The 12,490-nt window shown below is 47.1% G+C and carries 11 protein-coding genes; 7 read left to right on the forward strand and 4 right to left on the reverse strand.

Annotation, left to right across the window (positions count from 1 at the left end; translation table 11 throughout):
* Positions 1-22 precede the first annotated feature (22 nt).
* The 4 genes from J3492_RS11690 (at position 23) to J3492_RS11705 (ending at position 2,682) form a co-directional block, all read left to right on the forward strand.
* A complete protein-coding gene (locus J3492_RS11690) occupies positions 23-520 on the forward strand; it encodes an ABZJ_00895 family protein (RefSeq protein WP_207992231.1) in 498 nt (165 codons plus the stop codon).
* 126 nt (positions 521-646) lie between these two features.
* Positions 647-1,177: a DUF421 domain-containing protein gene (locus tag J3492_RS11695; RefSeq protein ID WP_207992232.1), complete on the forward strand. Its 531-nt coding sequence runs from the start codon at positions 647-649 to the stop codon at positions 1,175-1,177.
* 45 nt (positions 1,178-1,222) lie between these two features.
* Complete coding sequence (rlmH, locus tag J3492_RS11700) at positions 1,223-1,711, forward strand: 23S rRNA (pseudouridine(1915)-N(3))-methyltransferase RlmH (RefSeq protein WP_207992233.1); 489 nt, start codon at positions 1,223-1,225, stop codon at positions 1,709-1,711.
* An 89-nt stretch (positions 1,712-1,800) separates the two neighbouring features.
* Entirely contained in the window at positions 1,801-2,682 is an 882-nt protein-coding gene (locus tag J3492_RS11705; protein WP_424108401.1) for a DODA-type extradiol aromatic ring-opening family dioxygenase, read from the forward strand.
* 17 nt (positions 2,683-2,699) lie between these two features.
* Here J3492_RS11705 and J3492_RS11710 read toward each other — a convergent pair whose 3' ends face one another.
* Both J3492_RS11710 and J3492_RS13400 read right to left on the reverse strand, forming a co-directional pair.
* The gene (locus J3492_RS11710; protein ID WP_207992234.1) at positions 2,700-4,193 is read right to left on the reverse strand and encodes an amidase; all 1,494 of its coding nucleotides are present in this window, start codon (positions 4,191-4,193) and stop codon (positions 2,700-2,702) included.
* A 118-nt stretch (positions 4,194-4,311) separates the two neighbouring features.
* Positions 4,312-7,659: a DNA translocase FtsK 4TM domain-containing protein gene (locus tag J3492_RS13400; protein ID WP_207992235.1), complete on the reverse strand. Its 3,348-nt coding sequence runs from the start codon at positions 7,657-7,659 to the stop codon at positions 4,312-4,314.
* Positions 7,660-8,151: 492 nt separating this feature from the next.
* Here J3492_RS13400 and trxB point away from each other — a divergent pair, with 492 nt between their 5' ends.
* The 3 genes from trxB to J3492_RS11730 all read left to right on the forward strand — a co-directional run bounded on the left by trxB (position 8,152) and on the right by J3492_RS11730 (position 10,633).
* On the forward strand, positions 8,152-9,186 hold the full coding sequence (trxB, locus tag J3492_RS11720) for a thioredoxin-disulfide reductase (protein WP_207992236.1): 1,035 nt from the start codon (positions 8,152-8,154) through the stop codon (positions 9,184-9,186).
* Positions 9,187-9,981: a leucyl/phenylalanyl-tRNA--protein transferase gene (gene aat, locus J3492_RS11725; protein ID WP_207992237.1), complete on the forward strand. Its 795-nt coding sequence runs from the start codon at positions 9,187-9,189 to the stop codon at positions 9,979-9,981.
* 217 nt (positions 9,982-10,198) lie between these two features.
* Complete coding sequence (locus J3492_RS11730; protein WP_207992238.1) at positions 10,199-10,633, forward strand: MerR family transcriptional regulator; 435 nt, start codon at positions 10,199-10,201, stop codon at positions 10,631-10,633.
* A gap of 32 nt (positions 10,634-10,665) precedes the next feature.
* On the opposite strand, the gene rimI is transcribed toward J3492_RS11730, so the two are convergent.
* Both rimI and tuf read right to left on the reverse strand, forming a co-directional pair.
* Positions 10,666-11,169, reverse strand: coding sequence for a ribosomal protein S18-alanine N-acetyltransferase (gene rimI, locus J3492_RS11735; RefSeq protein WP_207992239.1), 504 nt, complete (start codon positions 11,167-11,169; stop codon positions 10,666-10,668).
* A gap of 112 nt (positions 11,170-11,281) precedes the next feature.
* The gene (gene tuf, locus J3492_RS11740; protein WP_207991668.1) at positions 11,282-12,472 is read right to left on the reverse strand and encodes an elongation factor Tu; all 1,191 of its coding nucleotides are present in this window, start codon (positions 12,470-12,472) and stop codon (positions 11,282-11,284) included.
* Between the last annotated feature and the right edge of the window lie 18 nt (positions 12,473-12,490).

Genomic DNA, 12,490 nt, shown 5'->3' on the forward strand with positions numbered 1-12,490 from the left:
TACCTTTTATCAGGGTCAGCTTATGTCACGTATGACGCCCAACCTTCGCAAGCGTAAAGCTCAACTGCCACAGTCTAAGCAGCCAGCTATCAGACTAGCAAGATATGTGGGATATTTTGCGATAGGTTATGTGCTTGCTAGCAGTCTGTTTATGATGATTCAAACTCAGCTGGCACTCAGCTCGCAGCTGGTCACCGTCCTCTCGCTGTTTTTGGGTGCCTATATCGCTGTCCATAAATTTATCAAACATCAGCAGCGTGCACTCAATAGACAGGAGATCAATCGGTTGATGTTAGGCGGTATCCTCGCCGTTTGGCTACTGACGGCTCTTTACTTTTTAGCATTGTGGCTGTGGTTGTTTGATGATGCCAGTCGTGCGGTGTTGATCGAGATGACCAAACAACAACCCCTGCCTTTGGTATCTGCATTGGTGATGATTGTGCTACTTACCTTAGTGAGCGCTCGTCTTAGCATCTGGGCAGTCAATCGTCTGCTTGACCCACAGCGCCACAGTATTTGAGCTCATAGATTCGACAAGGCACTACAAAAACGCTGCACCATTTATCAACAAAATCCGTTAGGCTAACTTTAGATTGTGTTTATTCAGCAAACCACGTTCACGTTGTCAGATTAGGGAGCCAACACTATGGATATGCTATTTTTTGATGATATAGACAAGCTTGGGCGCATTGTTCTTACAGCAGTATTGGTCTACATTCTCATTGTCATTATCACCAAAGTCTCCGGCAAGCGGTCTACCTCTCAGCTCAACAACTTTGATTGGGTGGTCACCGTCATGATTGGCTCATTGGGTGCCAGTACTATTTTGCTTGAAAACATTCCCTTCATCGAAGGGGCGTCGTCAATTATAGTCCTCTATGTATTGCAGTTTTTGGTCACTAAATATGCCTCTATTTCTCCACAGTTTAGCAACGTAATCTTATCAGAGCCTCGGATTGTTTTTTATCAAGGGCAGTTTTTGCCAGAGGCCATGCGTGCTGAGCGCCTGACTCGCCAAGAGCTCGAATGTGCCATGCGCGCTGACGGTGTACGCAGCTTCAATGACATTGAGGCCATTGTATTTGAGTCTGATGCCAAGCTCACGATCATTACCAAGCCTGATAGCCAACCAATGACAGACACCGTGTCTGAGACGTTAGCGCCATTAACGGATTAGATTTTTAACCTGTAGCACTACATAGACAATAAAGGATCAATATCAATGAAAGCACGTCTATTAACGGTCGGTAATAAAATGCCGAACTGGGTACAAACAGGCTTTGATGAATACTACAAACGTATCCAGCCCATGCTTAGCACCGAGCTTGTCGAGCTTGCTGCAGCCAAACGTGCCAAAAACCCCTCCGATGCCAATCTGGCTCAGTATCGACAGCAAGAAGGTCAGGCGCTATTAGCCGCTCACAATACCGCTGGACGAGAGCGATTGTGGGTGCTCGATGTCAAAGGTAAAATGCTCTCGACAGAGGGGTTGGCCGATAAACTGGCAGATGCCATGCAACAAGGTGATGATATCGCTTTGGTCATTGGCGGTGCAGATGGTGTCTCACAGGAAGTACTGGCACAGGCAGATATGAAGTGGTCGTTGTCGGCACTTACCCTTCCTCATCCCTTAGTACGTGTGATTCTTATGGAGCAGCTCTATAGGGCCATGAGTATCAATCACAACCACCCGTATCATCGTGGTAATTAGGTGGTATCGAATCATTGAGATGCAGGCTAAACATACTCGCTATTGGCACTATAGATTGAAATAATAGCAAATGCCCTAATACAGGGTGCATGAGCTATCCTAAACCTATCAAATCAATCTCGTCCTATCAGCCTCTAGCTGATGCTAACCCTGCCATGCCTATCACGGCGGCAGGGGCGTGGGATAATGCACCGTCTGGACTGAACCATGCAGCCTCCTTACCTGCATTGTTTATCTCACATGGGGCACCAACTTTGGCTATCGAGCAATCAGCCACCACCAATGCACTGGCTCGTATCGGTCAGAACCTGCCTAAGCCTTGTGCTATTGTGATTATGTCTGCACACTGGCTGTCCGCTAAGCTTGAAATCAGTAGCAACCCCAAACCTAAAACGTGGCACGACTTTTCGGGGTTCGATCCTAAGTTACATCAGTTGCAATACCCAGCAGCAGGTCACCCAGCGCTGGCTGAGTCATTGGCGCAGCAGCTAAGCGCACAGGGTATCGCTTGTAGTGTCAATCCGGTACGGGCCTGTGATCATGGGGTTTGGTCACCGCTGATACATATGTACCCAGAAGCTGATGTGCCTATCGTGCAGATATCTTTGCCACGATTTTATGATAGCGTCGCTTGCTATCAGCTCGGAGCGCAGTTGGCACGCTTGCGTGATGAGCAGATACTGATCATTGGCTCGGGTAATATCACTCATAATTTGCAAGCGATGCAATGGGGCGCTGACAGTATTGATGACAGCGCTCATGATTTTAAATCATGGCTCCTAAGACAACTAAAGTCAGACATCCCATCAGCCCTAGATTGGCAACAGTATCCTAATTACCGAGATATCCATCCTAGTGATGAGCATCTGCTGCCTTTGTTTTTTGCCTTGGGCGCAGGTCAGCGGGTGAATGTCATTCATGAAAGCATGGCGCATCATAGTTTAGGGATGGATATCTACCGCTTTGATTAGCTTTATCTCAATTTAGACTACTTTGCAAAAGCTGGCTTGGTAAATAAACCCGCCCGTTCCATCTCTCCTGCCACGCTTAATAACGTCGTCTCATCATTCATACGCCCGATCAGCTGCATACCGATAGGCAAGCCTTTTTTGCTCATACCAACCGGAATAGATATGGCCGGTAAGCCTGTGACATTACCTAGCAATGTAAATGCCATTTTGCTGAGCACAGGATGACTGAGCTTCTCAATCATGCCTGAGCTAAAGGCATACTTACCCATATTAATGCCTTTATTCAGCACCTCAGCACTGCGCATCAGTAGCTCATCTTTATAGCTTGGGGGTAGGACACCGTGTTTGACCGCAGGCGTTGGAACCGTTGGACACAGGATCATATCGTACTCTGTAAGCATCTGACCAGTTTGGTACTGGCTATCGTGCCAGCCTTGCTTGGCATGTACCAAGTCAACTGCTGATAAGGATCGCCCAAGGAGCGCCATATTATATGTCTGCGGCTCAAGGTTCTGTATATGTTCGGCACCAAAGCAGTGCTCAATATTATCAATAGTAAAAGCGGTATGTGCACAAACCACCACCATAAAGTCATGCCAAAACTTCTCGATATTAATCTTTGGTTCAGCAGGAGTGACTCGATGTCCCATTGCTTCTAGCTGTTTAGCGGTTTGCTCTAGTACTCTAAGCACTTCTTTATCCACTACTGTATTGGCCACCAAGGGCTGCTGATGCAGCGCAATATTTAGTGGTCGTGGGGCTCGCATGGCTGCTTCCAAAAAAGTGCCGTCAGGCGGTGCAATGACATAGGGCGAGCCGACCTCACTACCACTGGTCGCATCAAGCATGGCCGCACTGTCTCGGACGCTACGAGTGATGACATGGTCAGCTACCGCACCATCCCAACCTTCTGCTAATGCTGGTCCCAATGGATTGCGCCCACGGCTGGGCTTTAGTCCAACAGCACCGCACCATGCGGCAGGAAATCGTATCGAGCCACCGCCATCACCGGCACCTGCCATAGGTACGATACCACTTGCGACCGCAGCGGCACTACCACCTGATGATCCACCTGAGCTATAGCCTTTTTTAAACGGATTATGAGTCGCACCATGGGCTTTGGGTTCTGTGGTAATAATCAAACCAAATTCAGGAGTATTGGTCTTCCCAAAAGTGTTGACACCCGTTGCTTTCATACGTTTAACGATTTCACTGTCATAAGTGTTAATGACATTGACACTACGGCTGCCCATGGTTATCGGCTCACCTTCAAAATAAAAAGACAAGTCTTTGAGCAAGTATGGCACGCCGTGAAATACTCCTGCTGGCAATCCTGCTTGCGCCGCTTGATAAGCTCGCTCGTCGAAACGGTGGATAATGGCATTTAGTTTAGGGTCTAACTGATTGGCACGTGCAATCGCTGCCTCTAGCATTTCTTTTGCACTAACCTCCCCTGAGTTCACAAGTGCAGCCAGTCCTAGCGCATCATATTGGGTGTATTCTTTAAACATAAAACATCTTCCTTGTCTTTATTTATTTTCAGTATGTTGCTTTCATAAAAAAGCGAGTCACACTCGCAACTCGCCTTTTACTGTTAGGACAAAACCACTTTGAGCTGGTATGACCATATCACATCAGCAGCTCACGCTTACCACCTTTGCCCATAGCGCTGACAAGTCCCGCCTCTTCCATGGAGTCGACGATACGTGCCGCACGGTTATAACCAATACTAAACTTACGCTGGATACTGGAGGCAGATACTTTTCGAGTTTCCATGATAAATGCTACTGCCTCATCATACAGATCATCATCTTCACCAGAGGCACTGCCCGTACTACCACCGCCAGAGCTGGTCAACTCAAAATTACCAGCCATATTATCAATATAGTCCGGTGCGCCGCGCTCACGCCACGCATCACAGACGCGGTTGACCTCCTCGTCACTGACATAAGCCCCATGTACACGATCAGGCTCAATCTGACCTGGACCTAAAAACAGCATATCACCATTACCCAGCATATCCTCTGCGCCGCCACTGTCAAGGATAGTACGTGAATCAACTTTAGAGTTGACACGTAAAGCCGCTCGCACAGGAATGTTAGCCTTGATCAAGCCGGTAATGACATCTACCGAAGGACGCTGAGTGGCAAGCATCAGATGGATACCCGCCGCCCGTGATTTTTGTGCCAGACGAGTGATCAGCTCTTCGGCTTGCTTACCCACTTGCATGATCATATCAGCAAACTCGTCAGCGACGATGACGATCATCGGCAGCGTTTTAAGCTTGGGTGCTTGGTCAAGACTGACGCTGTCATTAGGTCGCCATAAAGGATCGAGCATGGGTTTGCCCGCTTTTTCAGCCGCTCGTACCTTTTTGTTGAACTCATCAAGCTTACGCACTTTGAGGAGACTCATCAGCTGATAGCGACGCTCCATTTCAGCCACACACCACGACAGGCTGCTGGCGGCTTCCGTCATATCGGTAACTACCGGTGTCAGCAGATGCGGAATATCGTTATAGTTGGCAAGCTCCAACTGCTTGGGATCAATTAAGATAAGTCGTAACTCATTGGGCGTGTATTTGAGCAGCATGGACAACAGCATGGAGTTGACCAATACTGACTTACCCGATCCTGTGGTACCAGCGACCAACATATGCGGTGCACGAGCCAAATCGGTAATGATGGGATTGCCTCCGATATCCTTACCCATTGCCATGCTGATTTGCGCTTTGGGATCTTTATATTTATCAGTATTTAGTAGCTCAATCAAGCGTACCATTTCACGTTTTTTATTCGGTACCTCGATACCGATGTAGGGTTTGCCGGGTATGACCTCGACCACACGCAACGACGCCATAGATAAGGAGCGTGCCAAATCACGTGAGATACCAGTCACCTTGCTGGCTTTGACACCGGCAGCCAGATCCACTTCAAAACGAGTCACGACAGGACCCGGTATGGCGTTGACCACTTCCGCCTTGACGTTGAACTCTTGCAGTTTAATTTCTAACAGCTCTGATAGCTGCTCTAGCTCCTCTACCGTATAACTTGGCTTACGATCGGGATCGGGTCTATCGAGAATAGACAGCTCTGGAATAGCTGGAAGGCTATCACGATACTCTGCTGTTTGCATCGCACGAGAGCGCTGAGCAAAGGCAGTATCATCGCTGATATCAGGTAATACTGGCGTCTCATTCGCTGCCGTATCCTCTGGCATCATATCAGTAATGTGATTGCTACTGCCATCATCCGGTACATCAAAACGAATCGTTGGCGTGGCGGCTGTCATCGACTTGGTTTCTTTAACCGTATTATGATCTGCTACGATTGGCGCAGCTTTTGGATCGGCAGGCGGCGTGTTGGTAGGCGTCATATCGACAGATGATGTCGTAGAAGGTGCTAGCGTATCCACAGCCAGTATATCTTGCGCTTGCGACTTATCACTGTACTGTGGTTGTTTGGCAGACTCTTGTGACTGACTGCTCATTAGTTTGGTGCTTGTAGCCAAAGCAGAAGCAGGCTCAGTTTGAGCATTACTCATGCTATCGTCTGCCGTTAGTGACGGCGCTGTATCATGCTCTGCCAGCCAAGTGTCTGCTAACTCATCGACTGTCGCCGTTATATCTAGGGTGCTGCTATCAGTAACAGGCGTACCATTTGAATGAGAGTGAGAGTGGATATGGGTATCAGCCATACTGTCTGACTGATCAGATTTAACGGACTCATCACTCACTGGGCTCTGTATAGCTTGGACGTGCTGTGCAGTGGCGATTTGCTGCTCGTCATGCCGTTGTTCGTTATAGGTCTCTGCATCTGTACCAACATTATCAGCTACTGTAAGAGCTGATCCATCGAGATCGGAGGCATGAGCCACATCGGCCGGTATGGGATCCACAGTACTTTGATGAGGAACTTGTGCTGCTTGTTTTTCCTTTGATAACAAGTCATCGACTATATTGTCGTCATTCCATGCAAAGCTCGGCTCTACCTTGAGAGCTGCCGCAGTCATCGCCGATGCTGTAGTATCTGTATTGCTGACTCCTGTGCTAGCAGAGGTCTGAGTAGTATCAGCTGCTTCGAATGGTACCGCCTCATTGAAGGTTTCTTGAGATTTTTGAGTGGCTGCTGCTTCAGCGGCAAGAGAGGCTTTTACACTTGCTCCAAGCCCTGACTTCGCCAAAAAATCTGTTAACACGCCACCAAAGCGACCACTCATATCTGCTGTCTGCTCTTGCTCGACATCTGGTAAATCAAGTGGTAATTGCCCAGACCTGCTCGCCTCTTTTGGCGTGCTCGCCTCAGCGGATTCTAATTCTGATGCATGTTCTGATGCATACTGATCTGGTTGCGCTGGGTCATGATAGTTTTTAGGGCGCTCAGCCTTTTCGTCTCTCACACCAGAACCAAACCATGTTAATGCGACAAACTTACGGTATAGCGCTGTCCAATGAATATTAAAAGCAAAGGTCGCAGTAATAATAGCAAACACCGTCAAAAACAGCACATTGCCCCATTGTGATAACAGCTGGGCTAAACGTGCCTGCAACTCAAGCCCGATTATACCTCCTGCCACACCTTGCAGCCCTGATGCCATAGGGTCCGCTACTTGTTGAATCAGAGCAACCAATTGTGCAAACAGCGCACTACTACTTAATAATAAAAAGACATAAGCAACCAATCGCAGTAGCCAAAAAGTAGGCTTATTGTCCCACCAGATCAAAATTGACTCGTATACCAAAAAAACCAGTAGCCACCAGGCCCCAAAACCAAAAAAACGATACAATAAATCCGATAGCCATGCACCTGTGGCACCGCCCATATTATTAATGGTCGTCATATCACTACTGATATGTGACCAACTGGGATCATTGCCTGTATAAGTCAGCAAGATAACAAACAGATATACTGCCAGAATGACCCCAAGAAAGGTAAATATTCCTTTTTTTAAATACTCAATAAGCGGTGCTGATATCACGTAAGATCTGCCTTGTTACCAATAATTACTAACACGAAAGTCAGTGCAAAATAAAGTGGTTATAGATTTAAGCGGGCTACTGGGAGGCTTGCTTTTAAAACACAGTTACACAGCATCAAAAGATAACAGCCTACAAGTAAAGTTTATCCCAGTAACGCTAGGTCATTTTTAGAGTGAATCGACTGTACCTTAAAAATGCTAAGTGCCTGCCAACTCATGCCTGGATAACCTCTTATAATAACAAATACATAGCTCGAGTGGCGACAGGGATTTAAATAAACTGTGCAATAAAACACATCCATAACGAATCTATGAGTGAGTGGCAACCTTAGGGCCTATTGAGCATACTTTAGTTCTAATAATACTGATATTCATTTTATCAAACTTGTACTTTATAGAGTCTGGCCTTATGTTAGTATCATTAACTATCAGGGTCTGTTGAATAGACCTTAGAATAACACTCCAATCCTCTACATCTAATAAGGAATCCCTATGGCAACTGATAATTTGAGCACAGCTGCAGACGCTCGCCATGAAAAACTCATTATTTTGGGCTCAGGACCTGCAGGATACGCTGCTGCTGTCTATGCTGCACGCGCCAATTTAAAGCCAGTCATGGTTACTGGTATGGAAGTGGGCGGGCAGCTGACCACCACTACTGATGTCGATAACTGGCCTGGCGATGCTTATGACTTAACAGGTCCTGCACTCATGGAGCGTATGAAAGATCATGCTGAGCGCTTCGGTACTGAGCTGGTCTATGACCATATCAACGAAGTAAACTTAAATCAGCGCCCGTTTCAGCTGACAGGTAATAGTGGCAACTATACCTGTGATGCTTTGATTATCTCAACTGGTGCTTCTGCTCAGTATCTAGGACTTGAATCCGAACAAAAATTCAGAGGTCTTGGGGTTTCAGCATGTGCCACCTGTGACGGTTTCTTTTATAAAGACCAAAAAGTCGCCGTTATCGGTGGTGGTAATACTGCGGTCGAAGAAGCCTTATATCTGTCAAACATCGCCTCTGAGGTCACCCTTGTGCATCGTCGTGACAGCTTGCGCTCAGAAAAAATCCTACAAGATAAACTGTTTGAAAAAGCCAAAAACGGCAATATCAAGATCGAGTGGAACCATACCGTAAAGGAAGTGGTTGGTGATGATTCAGGTGTCAATGGTGTCGTCATTGCCTCTACCGAAGATGGTAGTACCAAAACATTAGATGTCATGGGGATGTTTGTGGCGATTGGCCATAAGCCCAACACCGACTTGTTTCAGGGTCAGCTAGCGATGCAAGACGGTTATATCATCGTCAATAGCGGCTTAAATGGCAATGCTACTCAGACGAGTATTGACGGTGTATTCGCTGCAGGCGACGTCGCCGATCATGTTTACCGTCAAGCCATCACCTCAGCAGGTACGGGTTGTATGGCCGCACTTGATGCCGAAAAATACCTCGATGCTATTGGCGAAGCGACAGCGACCGATCATACGTATGCCTCAACGTTAACCGCTGATAAACACGCCTAAATGAATGACGTTTCAAAAAACAGTGGCACCCCTATTACGTCCGAGACCCTAAAAAGTCTTGGGCGTTATGACTTTCCAGATCCTCAGGTAATAGACCCTGAGGGGGTTGGCATCGTTGCTATGGGTGGTGATCTGGCACCTGAGACATTGATCTCAGCCTACGCTCAAGGGTTGTTTCCTTGGTTCAATGAGGGCGAGCCTATCGCCTGGTGGTGCCCAGAACCACGCTGTGTCATCATACCAAGCGACTATCAACCGAGCAAATCATTACGTCGCCAAGCTAAGCGTGAACGTTGGCAACTCACGCTCAATCAAGCTTTTGATGAGGTCATACACGCTTGTAGCTTGCCACGCAGTAATGGACTGCCTGAAGGCGAGCACACTTGGATCCATGAGGAGATGATCGACGCTTATACTGAGCTACAGGCACATGGATTCGCTCATAGTGTAGAAGTTTGGAATAGTGAGGGGCAACTTATTGGTGGCTTATATGGCCTAAAAATAGGTAATATTTATTTTGGCGAGTCTATGTTTCACCGTGCCTCCAATGCCTCAAAGCTTGCTTTTTGGGGCTTGATGCACCTATGTCAACAAAGCGGTGTGGCGCTCGTTGATTGTCAACTGCCCAATGCACACTTGATGAGCTTAGGTGCCATTACGATGCCACGTGCTCAGTTTTTGGCACAGCTTGATACTCTTATCAGCGGCCGCTCTACACTTTGGCGACCAAACAGTCATCAGCCTTTAGCGACTGCGATGCTCAACACCTCAAAGCCTTGGCAGGCCAATCGCTGACTATAATTATAGTAAATTCAATATAGAAGCATAACAGCGCTATTGGTATAGGCTTCGTGCAGCTTTAGTCAGTATAGACACAGCATGCAGGTAAAACCTATTTTAATAGCACTGATCCTATAAGTGTGTCGATTTTATTTCAGACTGACGATATTATGGCATGACAAGTGTAGCGACTTTAACCCTACTTTTCATGGACTATACTAGGGCCTTATTTATGGGACTTGAGACATCATACTTATTAATCGGTACCTTGGCAAAAAAAGCGAATACTACCAAAGATACCGTCCGCCATTATGACCAACTGGGTCTGTTGCGCACTCGCAAACGCCAGGCAGGGTCACGACTTTATACTGAGTTCCATCCTGAATGTATTGAGCGTATTGAGCTGATCAAAAGCGCCCAAGCCATCGGATTTACTCTCACTGAAATCAGAGATAGCCTCAATGATTATTACGACGGCCAACTGGACATCGACTTACAGCTGACCCTCACCCAACAAAAACTGACACAAGTAAAAAAACAACAGGCCAATATCAATGTTATGGTTGAGCTGTTAAGTGAACGCATTGAAGTTCTTGAGCGTATGAAAGCAGACAGCCATTATATGCCTCATGAGATATGTCAAAAAACGCCATCAACCGATCCATAATACTCGCTAAATATCATCTGTTTTATTCATCATCAAGGGTACATCAGCTGCATAATTAGAGCATCAACGGCCGCTTGCTGTGGCAGTTGATAGTAGTTTTTGCGCTGGTGAATGATACTAAAGCCTTGTCGCTCATACAGTGCAATGGCCGCTTTATTATCTGCCCGCACCTCTAACATTAAGTGTGCTACTTTACTCTGCTTGAGTACTGTATTTAACTCGGTAAACATGTGGGTCGCCACACCCTGACGCTGATAGTCAGGATGAGTGCCAATGCGTAAAATCTCACTTTGCTCAAAAACGACTTGATAAAGACAATAGCCGATGACCTTGTATTGAGCGGCTTCTTTTTTACCGTTTTTATCATAAACAATGAGCATATTGATGCTATCTTGCTCAAGTAAATCAGTCATTGATTGAACACACCAAGCATCTTGTGGCTGCACCCTGTCTTCAATAGCTGCTACTGCCTGTATTAAAGACGCTAGCTCTGTTGCAGTGCTTGCTAATGTATTTATATTGTCTACAGTAAACACAGCTTATCCCTCTATTGTTATTCAGTCATCTTATGATAGCCAAAAAAAAGCCACCCTATAAAGGATGGCTTTTCACTAATCAATACCTTCATCAGCTTACGCTGAGTATCATTTAGTTTTTAACGTTAGCTACCACACCAGCACCTACAGTACGGCCACCTTCACGGATAGCGAAACGTAGGCCTTTATCCATAGCGATTGGGTGGATAAGCTCTACGCTCATCTCAACGTTGTCGCCTGGCATAACCATTTCAGTACCGTCTTGTAGCTGGATTGCGCCAGTCACGTCAGTGGTACGGAAGTAGAACTGTGGACGATAGCCGTTTAGGAATGGCGTGTGACGACCACCTTCTTCTTTCGATAGTACGTATACTTCGGCGTCGAAGTTGGTGTGCGGGGTGATTGAACCTGGCTTCGCTAGTACTTGGCCACGTTGGACGTCTTCACGCTTGGTACCACGTAGTAGTACGCCACAGTTTTCACCAGCACGACCTTCGTCTAGAAGCTTACGGAACATCTCAACACCAGTACAGGTGGTTTTTTGGGTGTCACGGATACCGACGATTTCGATTTCGTCGCCAACGCGTACGATACCTGATTCAACACGGCCGGTAACAACGGTACCACGACCTGAGATTGAGAAGACGTCTTCGATTGGCATTAGGAATGCTTTGTCGACGTCACGCTCTGGCTCTGGGATGTAGGTGTCTAGGGTTTCTAGTAGTTCTAGAACTGCTGGTTCGCCGTATTTGCCGTCGTCGCCTTTTAGGGCTTGGGTGGCACTACCTTTCATGATTGGGGTGTCGTCACCTGGGAAGTCGTAGTCGTTTAGAAGTTCACGTACTTCCATTTCTACGAGCTCTAGCAACTCTTCGTCGTCTACTAGGTCACATTTGTTCATGAAGACGATGATGTAGGGTACGCCAACCTGACGTGATAGCAGGATGTGCTCACGGGTTTGTGGCATTGGGCCGTCAGTGGCTGATACGACTAAGATTGCGCCGTCCATCTGAGCGGCACCAGTGATCATGTTTTTGACGTAGTCGGCGTGACCTGGGCAGTCAACGTGGGCGTAGTGACGGGTTTCGGTGTCATACTCTACGTGTGAGGTGTTGATGGTGATGCCACGTGCTTTTTCTTCAGGCGCTGAGTCAATGGCTGCGTAGTCTTTGGCTTCGCCGCCTGAGGCTTTGGCTGCTACGGTTGCGATAGCGGCTGTTAGGGTGGTTTTACCGTGGTCAACGTGTCCGATGGTGCCGACGTTGACGTGGGGCTTGTTGCGTTCAAACTTGGCCTTTGCCATGGGTATTTCCTCTTTATT

It is taken from the genome of Psychrobacter coccoides (assembly GCF_017498085.1).
Taxonomy (GTDB): domain Bacteria; phylum Pseudomonadota; class Gammaproteobacteria; order Pseudomonadales; family Moraxellaceae; genus Psychrobacter; species Psychrobacter coccoides.